The organism is Thalassotalea fonticola (assembly GCF_032911225.1).
GTDB lineage: Bacteria > Pseudomonadota > Gammaproteobacteria > Enterobacterales > Alteromonadaceae > Thalassotalea_A > Thalassotalea_A fonticola.
In genome coordinates, this window is the sequence record NZ_CP136600.1 from 2659251 (window position 1) to 2676095 (window position 16845).

At 39.2% G+C, this 16845-nt stretch carries 15 protein-coding genes and 1 other RNA gene; 6 read left to right on the plus strand and 10 right to left on the minus strand.

The window, feature by feature from the left end; genetic code table 11:
* Positions 1-88: 88 nt before the first annotated feature.
* A complete protein-coding gene (locus RI844_RS10650) occupies positions 89-1402 on the plus strand; it encodes a malic enzyme-like NAD(P)-binding protein (protein ID WP_348394657.1) in 1314 nt (437 codons plus the stop codon).
* 405 nt (positions 1403-1807) lie between these two features.
* Positions 1808-3976 carry a DUF6351 family protein gene (locus tag RI844_RS10655; RefSeq protein ID WP_348394658.1) on the plus strand — a complete coding sequence of 723 codons (2169 nt, stop codon included), beginning with the start codon at positions 1808-1810 and terminating at the stop codon, positions 3974-3976.
* A gap of 669 nt (positions 3977-4645) precedes the next feature.
* Here the strand turns inward: RI844_RS10655 and rnpB are convergent.
* Positions 4646-5039: RNase P RNA component class A (gene rnpB, locus RI844_RS10660), an RNA gene on the minus strand.
* A gap of 78 nt (positions 5040-5117) precedes the next feature.
* A complete protein-coding gene (gene rsmI / locus RI844_RS10665) occupies positions 5118-5966 on the minus strand; it encodes a 16S rRNA (cytidine(1402)-2'-O)-methyltransferase (protein WP_348394659.1) in 849 nt (282 codons plus the stop codon).
* Positions 5967-6060: 94 nt separating this feature from the next.
* On the opposite strand from rsmI, the gene RI844_RS10670 reads away from it, so the two are divergent.
* Genes RI844_RS10670 through RI844_RS10685 form a run of 4 tightly spaced genes read left to right on the plus strand, consistent with a single transcriptional unit; the run spans position 6061 to position 9565 of the window.
* A complete protein-coding gene (locus RI844_RS10670) occupies positions 6061-8016 on the plus strand; it encodes a penicillin-binding protein activator (RefSeq protein ID WP_348394660.1) in 1956 nt (651 codons plus the stop codon).
* Entirely contained in the window at positions 8000-8383 is a 384-nt protein-coding gene (locus tag RI844_RS10675) for a YraN family protein (protein ID WP_348394661.1), read from the plus strand. The genes RI844_RS10670 and RI844_RS10675 overlap by 17 nt, the downstream gene beginning before the upstream one ends.
* 2 nt (positions 8384-8385) lie before the next feature.
* Positions 8386-8976, plus strand: coding sequence for a phosphoheptose isomerase (locus tag RI844_RS10680; protein WP_348394662.1), 591 nt, complete (start codon positions 8386-8388; stop codon positions 8974-8976).
* 25 nt (positions 8977-9001) lie between these two features.
* The gene (locus RI844_RS10685; protein ID WP_348394663.1) at positions 9002-9565 is read left to right on the plus strand and encodes a BON domain-containing protein; all 564 of its coding nucleotides are present in this window, start codon (positions 9002-9004) and stop codon (positions 9563-9565) included.
* Positions 9566-10016: 451 nt separating this feature from the next.
* Here the strand turns inward: RI844_RS10685 and RI844_RS10690 are convergent, their stop codons facing one another.
* The 8 genes from RI844_RS10690 to zapE all read right to left on the minus strand — a co-directional run bounded on the left by RI844_RS10690 (position 10017) and on the right by zapE (position 16693).
* Positions 10017-10412: a ClpXP protease specificity-enhancing factor gene (locus RI844_RS10690; RefSeq protein ID WP_348394664.1), complete on the minus strand. Its 396-nt coding sequence runs from the start codon at positions 10410-10412 to the stop codon at positions 10017-10019.
* An 18-nt stretch (positions 10413-10430) separates the two neighbouring features.
* A complete protein-coding gene (gene sspA / locus RI844_RS10695; protein WP_348394665.1) occupies positions 10431-11072 on the minus strand; it encodes a stringent starvation protein SspA in 642 nt (213 codons plus the stop codon).
* Between the two features lie 168 nt (positions 11073-11240).
* Positions 11241-11990 carry a cytochrome c1 gene (locus tag RI844_RS10700; protein ID WP_348394666.1) on the minus strand — a complete coding sequence of 250 codons (750 nt, stop codon included), beginning with the start codon at positions 11988-11990 and terminating at the stop codon, positions 11241-11243.
* A complete protein-coding gene (locus RI844_RS10705; RefSeq protein WP_348394667.1) occupies positions 11990-13255 on the minus strand; it encodes a cytochrome b in 1266 nt (421 codons plus the stop codon). Before RI844_RS10705 ends, RI844_RS10700 begins: the two co-directional genes overlap by 1 nt.
* Complete coding sequence (petA, locus tag RI844_RS10710) at positions 13255-13845, minus strand: ubiquinol-cytochrome c reductase iron-sulfur subunit (RefSeq protein WP_348394668.1); 591 nt, start codon at positions 13843-13845, stop codon at positions 13255-13257. The genes RI844_RS10705 and petA overlap by 1 nt, the downstream gene beginning before the upstream one ends.
* Before the next feature lie 464 nt (positions 13846-14309).
* Positions 14310-14702 (minus strand): 30S ribosomal protein S9, encoded by a 393-nt coding sequence (gene rpsI, locus RI844_RS10715; protein ID WP_348394669.1) that lies wholly within the window; start codon positions 14700-14702, stop codon positions 14310-14312.
* A 3-nt stretch (positions 14703-14705) separates the two neighbouring features.
* Positions 14706-15134 (minus strand): 50S ribosomal protein L13, encoded by a 429-nt coding sequence (rplM, locus tag RI844_RS10720; protein ID WP_348394670.1) that lies wholly within the window; start codon positions 15132-15134, stop codon positions 14706-14708.
* A gap of 443 nt (positions 15135-15577) precedes the next feature.
* Entirely contained in the window at positions 15578-16693 is a 1116-nt protein-coding gene (gene zapE / locus RI844_RS10725) for a cell division protein ZapE (RefSeq protein ID WP_348394671.1), read from the minus strand.
* Positions 16694-16845 lie beyond the last annotated feature (152 nt).

The window sequence follows — 16845 nt, forward strand, 5'->3', positions numbered from 1 at the left end:
GCAACCTTCATGGATATCATGACTCGCCAAAACTGGTCAGACCTGATATGGTATTTATCATTAGTATTTTCAGTTAAGAGGTTTGCCTATGCGCATCGTAGAAATTTTATTAGTAGAAGCTCCACATAAACCCGGGTATATGGCTAAAGTTCTGGGCGTAATTGGTGAATTTGGCGCCACTGTAGAGGGTTTAAATGCGGTTAGGCGACTAGACAAAGATACTATTTGGGAAGTTACCGTTGAATATGATGACTCGTTAAGTATTGACGCTTTATCTGAGCAAATTAATTTATTACCCGACACTTTTATTACCGGAAAATCAGATCGCGTATTTGATCGCCACAAACAAGGTAAAATTCAAACTGTATCTCGCATTAGCATTGATTCGTTAGAAATTTTACGTGACTTGTACACTCCAGGGGTAGCCAGGGTTTGCCAAGCAATACAGCAAACGCCGAGTAAAATAAAAGAGTTTACCAACATTCAAAATACCGTAGCAATAGTGACCAACGGCACAGCCATTTTAGGTCTTGGCGATATAGGCCCAGAAGCGGGCTTGCCAGTTATGGAAGGTAAGGCGGCAATATTAGCTGAAATAGTGGGTTTATCTGGTGTTCCAATTCTAATTAAAGAAAAAGATCCGCTTAAAATCATCGAAATTGTTGAAGCAATAGCACCATCCTTTGGCGCAATTTTATTGGAAGATATCAAAGCTCCAGAGTGTTTCACCATCGAAGACGAACTAATAAGCCGCGTACCTAAGCCAGTTTTTCATGATGATCAACATGGTACCGCAATGGTAGTTTTAGCAGCCTTACTATCAGCAACAAAGCAAACAGGTGTTGATTTAAAAGATAAAGTGTTTGGTCAAATAGGTTTAGGTGCCGCCGGTATGGGTATTTGTAATCTGCTCTTAGAATATGGTGTAAAACAAGTAGTCGGTTGTGATTTGAGTGAAGAAGCTCAAAAAAAATTAAGATCGCTAGGGGGCACTCCTATGAGCCTTGATCAGGTTATGCAAACCGCTGATGTTGTGGTTGCAACAACTGGAGTTAAAGGTTTAATAAAACCAGAAATGGTACGTGAAGGCCAAATTATTATGGCATTAACCAACCCGGATCCAGAAATAGAACCAAACGATGCTCTTGAAAATGGCGCGTTATTCGCTACCTGCGGAAAGGTTGTAAATAACATGCTAGCCTTTCCCGGGCTTTTCAAGGGTACATTAGACGCCGGAGTTATTGAAATTACCCATCAAATGAAAATTGCCGTCTCTGAAACGTTATCAAATCTAGCAAGAGATGGTGCATTAGTCCCGGCATCGTTAAATAAAGATGCTCATAAGAAAGTTGCTGAAGCGGTTTATCAAGCTGCGATTAAGCAGAAGAATGAATTTCTTTAACCACATCCGCAATTTTTACAGCAAATAAAGTACTAGAATTTGCTATTATTGTTTAGCCCTGTTTATCCATATAAGCAGGGCTGACATTAATTAATATCAGCACATTTTATACCGCCGAATTTGATATCAGCTGAATATCTCGGCCAATACCTTAAGCCTGAACGGTCCATTATCATTCAAAAAATTAAAGTCCATTGCAATCAAAGGCATAAATAAAAACATAATATTTTTTTAAATAAAAATTATTAAAGCACTAATAAAGCCAGTTTTTTGTACTAAGATTTATCTATTGGTGGGTCGAATAATGAATCTCATTTTTTGGCATCTAGTTTGTTCGCTTATTATTAACTAGAGCACTCAATGAGCATGTTCTTCGCTTTACTTACGAATTTTAAGGAGCGAAATATGGGTAAACGTAGCTTGACTGTTGCAATAATAGTGGTCTCTAGCCTTGTCATTTGCTCATTACTATTTATGCACACGTTTCCCAATAAAACCTTCGATTACCGACAAGTAAAAAAAATAGCGCCACAAACCCCCAATACTTTACTCAACTTATCCCAGCACATCAGTAAAACCTCACGTCCACAAGAGCATTTTAATTTTCCTATCATGCTTGGTCAAATAGGGCCAATAGACTCATTATATTCCGGCCCTGCACAATATCCTTTTTATTGCATGACCTTAGATTCATATCTTGGTCAACCATTAGTTGATAATCAACTAGGCTATGGTGTTCCCGTTTACGAAAATATTGAACACAGAGAGAAAATTATTGGCTACTCTAAAGATTGTTCTAGCCCTTCTCGTTTAAGCTATTACCACATTAATAATGATGGCGAAATTGAATTAGTAAATGCAGCACAGCTAACGGCACCATCCACATTAACTAACAATACAAAACAATTATTACGAGTCGAGCAAGGTACTATAAACCGATTTATATACACTATTATTATGCCGATAAGCGCTGCAGAAATTAATAATCGATTGGCAAAGTCGCAATGGAATAAACGCTTAATTTATCAATTTAATGGCGGGTCGGGTATTGGTTACAGGCAAGGCAGACAACGCCCTAAAAGTGTCATTGAAAGACAGCTACAACAGCTATTAGATGGCTATGCGGTAATCAGTTCAAGCGGTAACAGAACCAGCTATACGTATAATATGCTATTGGCAGAAGACACCGCCAGAAGAGTAAAACTGCAATTTACCAGTTTGTACGGCCCCCCACTTTATACTGTCGGAATAGGTGGTTCGGGTGGCGGCTTAGCGCAATACTTAATTGCTCAAAACAGTACCGGCATACTTGATGGCATCATACCATTATATTCATACCCGGATATGATCACTCAGACTACTTATGCGTTAGATTGCGATTTACTCAACAATTATTTTACTTTTCGCGCTAAGAAAAAAAAATCGTGGTTAGACTGGCGACGTAGACAATCAGTAGAGGGGATGAATGCCCTCAATGATTTCCCTCAACGAGCCGCATATTTACAACCGATCAATCAAGTGTTCTCAGGGTTTGCGCCATCGTTGCCACAGGGCAACAATGAATGCATAAATGGCTATTTTGGTTTATCCAGTTTTATTAATAACCCCAAACAAGGTTTTATCAGAGACTTCTTTCACCCAAGAGTTGTCGACAATGTTGCTTGGAGTTATTGGCAGGATTTAGTGTCAATATTAGGTACAGACCATAATGGTGATGCTTTATCGACTTGGGATAATGTTGGCGTGCAATATGGTTTAACCGCATTAAAAAATAGCGATATCTCAGTTAAAGAATTTCTCGATGTTAATAGAAGAATTGGCAGCTGGAAAATACAGAAAAAGATGAAAGAAGAAACATTAATGACACCTTTCGGTAGAAAAATTCCTTTGTGGTTGTCGTTATGGAGTAAGCAAAACATAACAAAAATCTCCGATAAGATTGCCCCTCGACATCAAGGCTCAGTTAAAGCTATGAATGCTGCGTATTTATCTGGGCAGGTCTTTATTGGTAATGTTGATTTACCAATAATTGATGTACGACATTATTTAGAAAACGATTTAGATATGCACCATGTATCCGCTTCATTTTTTTCTCGCCTCAGGATAAAGGATGCCAACGGACATGCTAAAAACCAAGTAATTTGGATCGCCAATAAACAATACTCGCCAATTAAATCAGCATTTAAAATGATGGATGACTGGATCTTGAAAATGAAACAATCATCAACCGATGCAGTAAGCGCAAAACCATCTGATTTAACAGACAGTTGTTTTGCCGACGATGGTGAAATTATCGATCAAGGAGAGAATACCTGGAATGGTGATTGGAATAATAAAAGCCCTGGAATTTGTCACAAAACTTACCCAATGTTTTCCACGAGTCGAATTCAGGCAGGAGGAAGTTGGGCGGGTGACATTTTTAAATGCAAATTAATTTCAGTAGAAAAAGCCATTAGCAGGGGAATGTATGGCACAGTTGATATGAATATATATCTTGAGCACCTCAACAAAATATTTCCAACAGGAGTCTGTGATTACCAGCAAGGTGATTTAGGACGGCCGATAAATATTTAACATAACGTTATCGACTATCACTTTGTATCAAAGATGGCTTTAAAGCTATGGGAAAGTCGATAAACCTTCCCTAAAAGTGTAAACCTATTTTAGGGCGGGACAATTTCAATAAAAAAGCCTCTCACTTTTCAATGAGAGGCTTTCTTTTTTAATTTAGTGAGTTGGCCGTATAAGCCGGGTTCTGTTACCTACAGTATAAATACTAAAGGCGACAATCATTCGTCTAGGCTATAAATCGCTCTATAGCTCAAGCAACCTACCCGGTTCCAACGCGAGCCACGCCGATTGGTCCCCTATTTGGTCTTGCTCCGGGTGCCAGAGTGGTAGTACCCTGCTGCGAACAGTTATTCGTATAATTACTATTGCATTCAATAAAAAAGCCTCTCACTTTTCAATGAGAGGCTTTCTTTTTTAATTTAGTGAGTTGGCCGTATAAGCCGGGTTCTGTTACCTCTTACGAGGCGACAATCATTCGTCTAGGCTATAAATCGCTCTATAGCTCAAGCAACCTACCCGGTTCCAACGCGAGCCACGCCGTACGGAACCCTATTTGGTCTTGTTCCGGGTGCCAGAGTGGTAGTACCCTGCTGCGAACAGTTATTCGTATAATTACTATTGCATTCAATAAAAAAGCCTCTCACTTTTCAATGAGAGGCTTTCTTTTTTAATTTAGTGAGTTGGCCGTATAAGCCGGGTTCTGTTACCTCTTACGAGGCGACAATCATTCGTCTAGGCTATAAATCGCTCTATAGCTCAAGCAACCTACCCGGTTCCAACGCGAGCCACGCCGTACGGAACCCTATTTGGTCTTGCTCCGGGTGGAGTTTACCCTGCTGCGAACTGTCACCAGCCGCCCGGTGCGCTCTTACCGCACCCTTTCACCCTTACCGGCAGTAAACTGCTTAGGCGGTCTTCTCTCTGCTGCACTTGTCGTGGGCTTGCGCCCCCCAGGTGTTACCTGGCACCCTGCTCAATGGAGCCCGGACTTTCCTCCCCTCAATCTGTCTACCTTCAGCTTACGCATCAAATACAACGATTAAGCAGCGATTGTCTGGCCAACTCGGCGGGGATTGTACCCGAAAAACAGGGGTCAGAGTCAAGTTATTATTAATAAACTTGACTCTGACCCCTGTTTTTTTTGTTATTTAAGCTCTAAGGCTATTTGATACAAGGCGTTTTTTTTCACCCCGTGTATTTCGGCAGCGATGGCGCAGGCAGTTTTCGGCTTCATCTCACTCAGTAAAAGCTTTAGGGTTTTTATCGCTACTTCGGGAATATCGTTTGGATCAATATGAGCACCTTCGATAATAAGTACCATTTCACCTTTTAATTGATTTGGATCGCCATCAAGCCAAGCAAGAATATTTTCGGCAGAATCGGCATGAATAGTTTCAAATGTTTTGGTTAGCTCTCTGGCAATAACAATTTGACGGTTTCCACCCAATACATCATTTATATCTTGCACTGTATCTATGGCCCGGCGTGGCGCATCATAAAACACCATAGTTCTTGGTTCACTCGCAAGCTCGCTCAGCTTTGCTTGGCGTGCCCCCGACTTAGAAGGCAAAAAGCCTTCAAAAGCAAATCTATCTGTAGGTAAACCAGCAACCGATAACGCAGCGATCGCAGCACATGCACCAGGCACAGGAACTACGGTTAGATTTTGCTCTCTAAGATGTCGTACAACATGAAAGCCAGGATCTGAAATTAGCGGTGTGCCTGCATCTGAAACTAGCGCGATGCTTTTACCTTGCTGTAGTAATTCTGCAATATAATCTTGGCGTTGACGCTCGTTATGATCGTGCAATGATAAGGTTTTATTTTTAATATTGTAGGCGGATAATAATCTGCCTGTATGACGAGTATCTTCACACGCAATTAGATCAACTTGCCTAAGTACTTCGATTGCCCGTTGACTAAGATCTAATAAATTACCGATTGGCGTTGCTACTACATAAAAAGTACTAGAATTAACAGTGATTTGACTCATAAATATATTGATACCATTTGAACACAGCTATTGCTCAACAGCGAGCATGCGGTTTATTATATACCAATTAATGGTGATAAAAATAACGAGTTCAATGAAAAACACTTATCTACTACTTTCCTTAGCTATTCTAACGTTATTATACGGTTGTGCAGCACCTGTTTCAGATAAAAGACCAAGTAAGCAAGCCTCAGCTCAGGTACCGCCTGAAGTAGAAACCATTGCAGACAGCGAACTATCTGCAATGGATTTATTATCAGCCGCAACTGATGAAAGCAATAATCAGGCAACAATTCTATTACTACAAGCCTCTGCAAAGTTTATTTATGAGCAACGCCTTGAACAATCCCTTCATATCAGCATTGAATTAAGCAAATTAGAACTTAGCAAAGGGCAAAGAAATTATAATCAATTAAATATGGCAGAAGCGCTATTTGAATTAGGCCATACAGACCTAGCAGCAATTGAGCTTGCTAAAATTGAAATCGCCTCCCCAGCTAAACGGCAGTTGTTCTTACAAGCTAGTATTAACGTGCAACAAGATTTATTGGTTGATGGCATTATCAGCTTTTTAGATTATCACCAAATGTACCCGGTGCAATCTATTGATGAAGCCTCTTATTTATCTTCATTATTTAGCCAGTTAACTCCTTGGCAAAAACGTGCCCTTAAAAAGCGTAGTGCCACAGGCCTTAATGGTTGGTTGGCTTATACTGAAATAGTGGCTGCTAACGCCCATAATCCTGCAAATTTAAATTCGAGCTTAAGCAAATGGCAAAGTAAATATAAACAGCACCCTGCCAATTTATTAACACCTGCTCTGAATGCTGCCGCGCTTGAAGTAGATAATATTTTAAATTATATAAATGTTGCCGTGTTAATTCCCTTATCAGGTAGAGAAGCGGCATTAGGGAAAACTATTCAAGCAGGTATTATTGCTGCTTATCAATTACAACCTGACCGACAGTTAACCTTTGTAGATACTAATGCTAAAGGCATGACAGATATTGTCAATCAATTACATGTAATCAAACCTGATTTTGTGATTGGCCCATTACTCAAACAGCACGTTGATAGCTACTTAGCGACTAATTATCAGCAAATAGGTGATATAAATACAGACCTAGTAGATGATGAAGACCTATTAAGTGAACCAGTACCTCAGCCCATGACAATAGAAACAGTCGAGACGAGTGTAAATATACAATCCCCCCAACAACAAACACATACTTGGCCAACCTTATTATTAAATTTACCTGAGCATGCATTTTTAAGTGAAAACCAATTTGCTTTATCTATGCTTCCTGAAGATGAAGCAAGTCAGGCTGCGTTTTCATTGAGTCAGCAAGGATTTAAATCACCGTTAATATTAAGTCAAAACACTGCTATAGGTAAAAGAATGGCCAACAGTTTTGCATTGCAATGGCAGAAACAAACCAGCAGTGATGCAAGTATCATTTACTATCCTAGCGGTAATAAAATGCAACAGGCGGTTAAGACGGGGTTGGATGTTAATTTATCAGATGAACGCATCTATTTACTGCGTAACAGAGTAAAAGAAAATGTTAAAGCAGAAGCAAGGAATCGACGTGATGTTGACATGATTTATATGTTTGCCACCCCCGATCAAGCAAGGTTATTAAAGCCGTATATTGATGTCAACATAAGTCCGTTTGCCAACGCTATTCCCATGTATGCAAGTTCAAGAAGTTACAACGTAAACACCGACAGAAACACGCGCAGAGATCTTAATGGTTTGACCTTCACTGAAATTCCCTGGTTATTGCCCTCTAAACAAGTAAACCCTTTAATGTCGGCAGATGCCAAGAAAATATGGCCAAACAGAAACAGCCAACTTGAACGCATATATGCAATGGGCATAGATGCGCTACAATTAATAGATAAAGTAAAAGCAATGCAGCTTATCCCAATGTTAAGACATAAAGGGGAAACAGGAACTCTACAAATGGATACAAATCGTATCATTAGCAGAAGTTTATCCTGGGGTAAGTATCGCACTTCACGGATACAAAATGTTGAAATGCAATAACGTCACAACAAAACAGCAAGGTGCTTTTTTTGAACAAGCAGCCTTAGATTATTTGCTAAAACAGAAACTTAGTTTGATAGAGCGTAATTTTAGTTGTAAATTAGGCGAAATTGACTTAATTATGCAAGATCAGGATGTTTTAGTTTTTATTGAAGTCAAATATCGAAAATCAACTAGCTTTGGTGAGCCTTTTGAAATGGTTTCAGCATCAAAACAAAAAAAAATTTGTAAAACAGCGCAAATATATCTGCAAAAGCATCGCTTGAATGAATATAATACCTTTTGTAGGTTTGATGTAGTCAGTATTAAAGGACCGACTACATCCACTGAAATTACCTGGCTGAAAAATGCCTTTAACGGAGTTTAATAATGTTAGAACGTGTAAAACATAATTTTCGCGAAAGTATTGAAACTAAAATAGCAGCAAGCGAAGAACTTCCTATCGCCATCGAAAAAGGCGGCATGGTAATGGTGGAGTGCTTATTAGGCGGCAACAAAATTTTATCTTGTGGTAATGGCGGTTCAGCCGGCGATGCACAACATTTTTCATCTGAATTGTTAAACCGTTATGAAACTGAACGCCCTAGCTTACCCGCCATTGCATTAACTACTGACAGCTCAACCATTACATCAATTGCAAATGATTATAGTTATGAAGAAGTGTTTTCTAAACAAATTAGAGCATTAGGAAACAGTGGTGATGTTTTGCTAGCAATTTCCACTAGTGGTAATTCTAAAAACGTGATCAAAGGCATTGAAGCTGCGGTTGCCAGAGATATGAAAATAGTTGCCTTAACTGGCAATGACGGCGGTGAAATTGCCGGTTTACTTGGTGAAAATGATGTAGAAATACGTGTACCATCTGGACGTACCGCTCGTATCCAAGAAGTACATTTACTGGCTATCCACTGCCTATGTGAAATTATCGACACCACTCTTTTTCCACAAGCAGAAAATTAAACATACATAGAGAAGTACAACAACAATGAAAAAACTCGCTATTGCCATGATTAGCTTAACCTTGCTCCAAGGTTGTGCTGTAGCTGTTATTGCAGGTATTGGTGCCGGTGCGGCATCGATTAATGATCGCCGTACTTTAGGTGCACAAGTAGATGACCAATCAATTGAAGTTAAAGCGCATAGTCTAATTGCTGAAAACGCAGTACTTGAAGAGCAAACTCGTGTGCAAGTAGTGAGTTTAAATGGTACGGTTTTAGTTGTTGGGCAATCACCAAGTAAAGAGTTAAGATCTCAAGTTATCAGCATTATTTCCAACATCCAAGGCATTCGTAAGGTCCATAATCAAATCAGAATTGGTAATAAGACTACCTTTGGCACGCGTACTAATGATTCTTGGTTAACGACTAAAGTAAAAACTGAATTGATTGCTTCTGATAAAATTGACGGTAGCGCGATTAAAGTAGTGACGGAAGACTCTGAAGTCTTTTTGATGGGCTTAGTTAAAACCAATGAAGCAAATATTGCGGTAGACATTGTCCGCCACATTAACGGTGTTAGTCGCGTTTACAAAGCTTTTCAAACGATGTAAAGCAGAGACGAGATTAATAGAAACGAAAAGCGAGGGGCTTGCTGTCAATTTGAGCCCTGCTTTGTAAATTACATTCAGAAAATATACACCGTCATCCTCCACGAGCTTTAGCGCGATGAAGGACCTCCTCCAGCTCTACAGAAACTTAAAAAATCAACATATTAAATGATGTTTAGACAGAACTTAATTTAACTTTTAGAATCACATAATACGTCAGCAGGTCGCGGATATCGCTACTCGGCAACTGCTCCTGCGTTGCTCTACCTCCTGCATCCCTACAGTCGTCTTACGGAATAATGACGTGGTTTACGTTAATTAACATCGTGAATACTCAAATATAGTTGAGTTGAAACTGCATTTATAAAAATGGGAATAACTGCATTGCAATTATTCCCATTATCAGAAACAGCTCAGGCTTTTCGTTTCTAGCCTCTCGGCTTTTCACTACCGCTTACTTTACGATTGAAAGAGTAGGCTTACCCTTCTTCTCCGGCTTAGGAGTTTCAACTTGCTCAAGCACTTCTTCGACCTCTTCAGGGTATTCAATATCAAAAGATGAGCCAACGCCATTCTCTCTTGCATAAATTGCCCCTACGGCTTCAAAAGGTACATACAAGCTTTGCACTTTACCGCCAAAGCGAGCACTAAACTCAATCACATCACCTGTCATCGAAATTGCTCCAACAGAAGCAGGAGCAATATTAAGCACGATCTGACCATCATCAATATATTGCTCAGGCACCATCACATTGGGGTAATTAGCATCCACAGCAATATAAGGAGTTAAGTCGTTATCTAGGATCCAATCGTAAAAAGCCCTAATTAAATAGGGCTTATTAGAAGTCATTTCTACAGTCATAACAGCTTAAGCTGGGCGACCAAAACGTAATTCACGTTCGGTTTCTGTTAATGATGCTTGAAATGATTCACGGTCAAACAAGCGTAACATGTAGTTCTTTAACTCTTTACTACCTTGACCTGATAATTCAATACCAAATGCAGGCAAACGCCATAATAGAGGAGCTAAATAACAATCAACTAAGCTAAATTCTTCACTCATGAAATATGGCGCTTCATTTAACACTGGCGCAATGCTTAATAAGCTTTCACGTAAATCATTACGCGCTTTATCTGCATCATCCGCACTACCAGAAATAATGGTCAATGCCAGGCTATACCAGTCACTTTCAATGCGGTGCATCATTAATCGGCTGCGGCCACGAGCAACTGGGTAAACAGGCATTAGTGGTGGATGTGGGAAACGCTCATCTAAGTACTCCATAATGATCTTAGCTTCATATAAAGCTAGTTCCCGATCAATTAATGTTGGTACTGTTCCATATGGATTTAAGTCAATTAAATCTTCTGGTAAATTGTCCATTTCAACTAAATGAATGTCTACACCTACACCTTTTTCAGCAAGCACGATACGAGTCTGATGACTGTACATATCATCGGCATGTGAAAACAGGGTCATGACAGAGCGTTTATTAGCGGCTACAGCCATATATCCTCCAAAGAATGTTTAAAACGTTATACCTACTGTATAACACGTTGTACTTATTAGCTATTGTAGTAAGCACGACAAAGGGGCTGATTACTTTAAACGTACAAATACGTTTATAGTATAGCCCCAATAAATTTATTTTAGCGAACTAATATTGATGTTCAACAATTAGTGAACGTCGCGCCAATATTCTTTCTTCAATAAGTAACTAAAGATGAATAAAATTACTAGGAAACCAAGTACCCAGTAACCTAAACGATGGCGCTCAACTTTACTTGGCTCACCGGTATATTCCAAAAAGTTAACTAAATCACGAACAACAATATCGTAATCAGCCGGTGTTAATGTACCCGGTTGAGTAAGAACTAAATCTGAATTTGCAAGCGGACGCTGTTCTGCCGCTGGCAATTGTAACATAGCTTTTGCTTCAGCGCTTAACTCTTGTACGCCCTGTAGTTGTTGAAATACATGGGGCATACCAACATCTTTAAATGTCGCGTTGTTCACGCCAAACGGACGGCTACTGTCGCTGTAAAAAGAACGAAGGTATGTGTATAACCAGTCAGTACTTCTAAAGCGAGCAGCAAGTGTTAAATCTGGTGGCGCAGCACCAAACCAAGCAGCAGCTTCTTTTGAAGGCATAGTGTTAGTAATATGATCACCAACTTTTTCACCGGTAAACATTAACGTTTCAATGCCTTCTTGTTCATCGATGTCTAAATCGGTAAACGTACGGTTGTAACGTTGATATTGTAGTTGGTGACAACCTAAACAATAGTTCATAAATGTTTCGGCGCCGTTACGTAATGACGCTTTATCAGTAATATCGTTATTAGCATGATCAAGCGGTGCACCACCGCCAGCAGCGAACGCTAACGTTGGTAATAAGGTAAATAAAGCAATTATTATTTTTTTCATTATTTAGTCACCCTTTCTGGAACTGGCTTAGTATTCTCGTTATTCGAGTAGAACCAAAGCGCAATAAAGAAACCAAAATAGCCAAGTGTTGCAATACGGCCAATCAAGTTAGCAAGTTCAGATGCAGGCATCGTACCTAATACACCTAATACGATAAAGCTGATAGTGAACTGAACTAAGTTTACAAAGTGAGCTTTACTACGGAAACGGAATGACTTAACAATGCCACGGTCAAACCAAGGCAGGGCAAATAACATACCAATGGCAGCAAACATACCTATCATACCTAAAAGCTTGTCAGGAATAACTCTTAAAATAGTGTAGAACGGACCGAAGTACCAAACTGGCACAATATGCTCAGGAGTTTTCAAACCATTAGCAGGAGTAAAGTTCGGCGCCTCAAGGAAGTAACCACCACCTTCAGGGACAAAGAACATAACCCAACAGAATAAGATTAAGAAACCAACAACCCCCATAATGTCTTTTACTGAATAGTAAGGGTGGAATGGGATCGCATCGACGATGTCATACTTACCTGTGTATGCTTCGTGGAATTCAAATTTGCTTTTTTCTTCTTCTGGCACAGAACCTTTCTTCTTTTTAATGTTAGTGCCGTCAGGGTTATTAGAACCCACTTCATGCAAGGCTAAAATATGTAAGAAAACAAGAACAACTAATACTAGCGGTAATGCAACAACATGTAGTGCGAAGAAACGGTTTAACGTTGCACCAGAGATAACATAGTCACCACGGATCCAAGTTGTTAAATCATCGCCAATGATTGGAATTGCACCAAATAGAGAAATGATTACCTGTGCCCCCCAGTAACTCATGTTACCCCAAGGCAATAAGTAACCCATAAATGCTTCGGCCATTAATACTAAGTAGATTAACATACCAAAAATCCACAGTAACTCACGTGGTTTTTGGTAAGAACCGTACATTAAACCGCGATACATGTGTAAGTAAACGACGATAAAGAATGCCGAAGCACCCGTTGAATGCATATAACGTAATAACCAACCGTAATCAACATCACGCATGATGTATTCTACTGATGCAAATGCACCATCGCCAGAAGGTTCATAATTCATCGTTAACCAAATACCGGTAACGATTTGGTTTACCAGGACTAACATGGCTAATGAGCCAAAGAAGTACCAAAAGTTAAAGTTTTTAGGAGCTGGATATTGAGCTAAATGCTTATTCCAGGCATCTGTTACTGGTAAACGTGCGTCAATCCAAGCCATAAAATTTGCAAACATTACGCGTCTCCTTTGCCGATACCAATAATTAAGGTACCTGCTGATGGGAATGAATGTTCAGGTACCACAAGATTCAGTGGCGCAGGAACACCGGCAAATACACGACCAGCCATATCAAATTTAGAACCATGACATGGACAGAAGAAGCCGTAATCTACGCCTTCAACCTGTTCGGAGAAGTCACCTTTTTGATAAGTAGGAGCACAACCTAAGTGAGTACAAACACCTTCAGCAACTAAATACTCAGGATTAATTGAGCGATACTGGTTTTGTGCATATGCAGGTTGTTGCGCTTCGGCAGATTCAGGATCTCGTAATTGGTCTTCATGACCGCCTAGGCCATCGATGATATCCTGACTACGACGTACGATATACACAGGTTTGCCACGGTATTCAGCACGAATTAGCTGACCAACAGCTATTTTGCTTACATTAACTTCAACTGGAGCACCGGCAGCTTTCGCTTTGGCACTTGGATTCCAGGAAGCAATGAATGGCACAGCAGCACCAGCAACGCCTACAGCACCAACTACCGAAGTAGCTGCTGTCAGGAAACGTCGACGGCCGTTATTCACGGGCGCATTGCTCATTTCATTTCTCCAATTATTAGACATAGTTTTAAATTTTATTTTTATCAGCTAAATCAATAAAATATCCAGCTGTGATATAACATTTCATCGATTTGTACGCTAAGGTAACCAGATACAACAAAATGTATAAAAAATTTTTGTCTATCATAATGAAACAGCGCTTTTATTACAAGATAAAACCTTAGTTTTAGAGTGCTTATTTATGACAATTTAGGTCAAATATTTACCCTGTGGTAAATGCGCGTAAAATGAAAAATGCAGAGAGATGTTTTATCAAGAAAAATGTAGATAGAGTACGTTTAAAGCTTTGTTCAACAAGCCTATGAAATGAAGTTTCAGAAATAACAGGATTTATACCGTCGCTGACATAACAGAATTTAAACCGCCCCTGATAATTCTAAGTTTTTCTGGGAAGAAATAAAAAAGCCGACGTAAACGTCGGCTTTTGCATATAAACGGTAAAATTAACGTTTTGAGAATTGTGGACGTTTACGCGCTTTGTGTAAACCAACTTTCTTACGTTCAACTTTACGAGCATCACGAGTTACGTAACCAGCTTTACGTAAACCTGAACGTAAAGTTTCGTCGAACTGCATTAATGCACGAGTGATACCGTGACGGATAGCACCGGCTTGACCAGAAATACCACCACCAACTACAGTGATGTTAAGGTCAAACTTTTCAGTCATTTCAACTAACTCAAGAGGTTGACGAACAACCATACGAGCAGTAGGACGACCGAAGTATACTTCGATGTCACGATTATTAATTGTGATTGCACCGTTACCAGCTTTCATAAACACACGAGCTACAGAGCTCTTGCGACGACCAGTACCGTAATATTGATTATCAGCCATTGTCTATAACTCCAAAACTTTAGGTTGTTGTGCAGTATGCATGTGCTCAGCACCTGCGTACACTTTTAATTTACGGAACATGTCACGACCCAGAGGGCCTTTTGGCAACATGCCTTTAACTGCAAACTCGATTGGACGTACAGGAGCTTTTTCAACAAGCTGTTCGAAGCTTAATTGCTTAAGACCACCAACGAATCCAGTGTGCGAGTAGTAAATTTTACCTTTCGCTTTATTACCAGTTACTTTAACTTTGTCTGCATTGATCACAACAACATAGTCGCCAACATCAACACTTGGAGTGTATTCTGGTTTGTGCTTGCCACGTAAAATAGTAGCAATTTGAGTAGCGATACGACCTAAAGTTTTACCTTCGGCATCCACTACGAACCATTCGCGTTGAACGCTTTCTGGTTTAGCTGTAAAAGTTTTCATTAAAAAACCCATTTTAAAATAAAGTTACATAAATTAATAACCAGTTATCTGATTATCGGTTTAAATGGACTACGCAATTACCCCTTCGAGTATCGAGTCCGGTGCTTTTTCAAGCGTAGTAACGTTGGGAGCGCGAATTATATAGATAAATGGATAAAAGATCACCTATATTTTTAAAACAATTGAAGTTTTATTGCATTTTTTTGTTCTAGCAGGGTACATAGGCTCGAAACGAGAGGCTATAAACGAAAAACGAGAAGCAATGATTCTAAATTGAACAAGTGTTAAGCTTCAAATCCCATCAATATTTATAATACTCAAAATACAAAATCGATAATTATGATGTCCATTTGAACAGTGGGATAAAACATGAATAATGGTTTGATTCATATTCTATCCACAACATTATCGCTCTTGGTTTCTCGTTTCTCGTTTCTAAAAGCCTACGGCAAATGTTCTGATGCTAAATAATCATGTGACTGCATTTCTTGTAATCGTGACAAGCATCGCTTAAATTCAAAAGTTAAGCCACCATCGGTATAAAGCTCATTCATGGTAGTCTCAGCTGAGATAATCAGTTTTACATTACGCTCATAGAATTCATCTACCATAGCAATAAAACGACGAGCACTGTCATCAGTATCACGGCCCATTTGCGTAACATTAGCTAATAATACTGTGTGGTATATACGGCTTAGTTCCATATAGTCGCTTTGACTACGGGCAGTTTCACATAATTGATTGAATTCAAAATGGACAACTCCATCAGATTCTTCAACAACTGCTAGTGGCCTGTTATTAATTTCAATATTTATAGCCACTCTGCCTTCTTCAACAGACAACTGTTTGAAATAGAGGAATAAATTATCTTCAGCCTGCTTATCAAGTGGAAAGTGGTAGATTTCTGCTTGTTCTAAAGTTCTTAACCGATAATCAATACCACTGTCGACATTAACCACTTCACAATTCTTATTAATTAGATTAATTGCAGGTACAAAACGCGCACGTTGTAAACCGTTGCGGTACAACTCATCGGGAATAATATTTGAAGTGGCAACTAATGTAACATTATGACTAAACAATTCTTCAAATAACGTACCTAACAACATGGCATCGGTAATATCAGAAACAAAAAACTCATCGAAACAAATGATACAGGTTTCAGCGGCAAATTTTTTAGCGATGATCTTTAATGGATCTGACTGACCAGTCAAAGCTTTCAGCTCATCATGTACTCGATGCATAAAACGATGAAAATGAACCCGCATTTTATTTTCAAAAGGCAGACAATCATAAAAAGTATCTACCAGGTAAGTTTTACCTCGGCCTACCCCTCCCCAAAAATAAATCCCTCTTACAGCTTGTTGCTTATTTTTGCCATAAGTTTTAACCCAGCCCTTTAACACTTTTTTAAAACCCGTTACCGGTAATGGTTTAGTTTGTAAGTCGTCATACAAACGCTGTAAATGTTGAACTGCATTTTCTTGAGCGGCATCAAAAGCAAAGCCTTCTTGCTCAAGATCTTGTTGGTATTTTTGGTAAGGCGTTAACTTGATCATGCTATTTATTACTATTTTTATTGTATTTCATTGAAAAATTACAAAAAAATACCTACTAAGTGATGTGAAACGGTTAATTTACAGCTATTATAAAAGAATAAGATTTGCTTTGGCATCTTTATCTCAACATTCCCTTTTCAAATATATTCAAA

Excerpts from the sequence above, each read along its gene's own strand:
- RI844_RS10650 (WP_348394657.1), top strand. The coding sequence starts at position 89 with ATGCGCATCGTAGAAATTTTATTAGTAGAAGCTCCACATAAACCCGGG.
- RI844_RS10655 (WP_348394658.1), top strand. The coding sequence starts at position 1,808 with ATGGGTAAACGTAGCTTGACTGTTGCAATAATAGTGGTCTCTAGCCTT.
- rsmI (WP_348394659.1), bottom strand. The coding sequence starts at position 5,966 with ATGAGTCAAATCACTGTTAATTCTAGTACTTTTTATGTAGTAGCAACG.
- RI844_RS10670 (WP_348394660.1), top strand. The coding sequence starts at position 6,061 with ATGAAAAACACTTATCTACTACTTTCCTTAGCTATTCTAACGTTATTA.
- RI844_RS10675 (WP_348394661.1), top strand. The coding sequence starts at position 8,000 with ATGTTGAAATGCAATAACGTCACAACAAAACAGCAAGGTGCTTTTTTT.
- RI844_RS10680 (WP_348394662.1), top strand. The coding sequence starts at position 8,386 with ATGTTAGAACGTGTAAAACATAATTTTCGCGAAAGTATTGAAACTAAA.
- RI844_RS10685 (WP_348394663.1), top strand. The coding sequence starts at position 9,002 with ATGAAAAAACTCGCTATTGCCATGATTAGCTTAACCTTGCTCCAAGGT.
- RI844_RS10690 (WP_348394664.1), bottom strand. The coding sequence starts at position 10,412 with ATGACTTCTAATAAGCCCTATTTAATTAGGGCTTTTTACGATTGGATC.
- sspA (WP_348394665.1), bottom strand. The coding sequence starts at position 11,072 with ATGGCTGTAGCCGCTAATAAACGCTCTGTCATGACCCTGTTTTCACAT.
- RI844_RS10700 (WP_348394666.1), bottom strand. The coding sequence starts at position 11,990 with ATGAAAAAAATAATAATTGCTTTATTTACCTTATTACCAACGTTAGCG.
- RI844_RS10705 (WP_348394667.1), bottom strand. The coding sequence starts at position 13,255 with ATGTTTGCAAATTTTATGGCTTGGATTGACGCACGTTTACCAGTAACA.
- petA (WP_348394668.1), bottom strand. The coding sequence starts at position 13,845 with ATGAGCAATGCGCCCGTGAATAACGGCCGTCGACGTTTCCTGACAGCA.
- rpsI (WP_348394669.1), bottom strand. The coding sequence starts at position 14,702 with ATGGCTGATAATCAATATTACGGTACTGGTCGTCGCAAGAGCTCTGTA.
- rplM (WP_348394670.1), bottom strand. The coding sequence starts at position 15,134 with ATGAAAACTTTTACAGCTAAACCAGAAAGCGTTCAACGCGAATGGTTC.
- zapE (WP_348394671.1), bottom strand. The coding sequence starts at position 16,693 with ATGATCAAGTTAACGCCTTACCAAAAATACCAACAAGATCTTGAGCAA.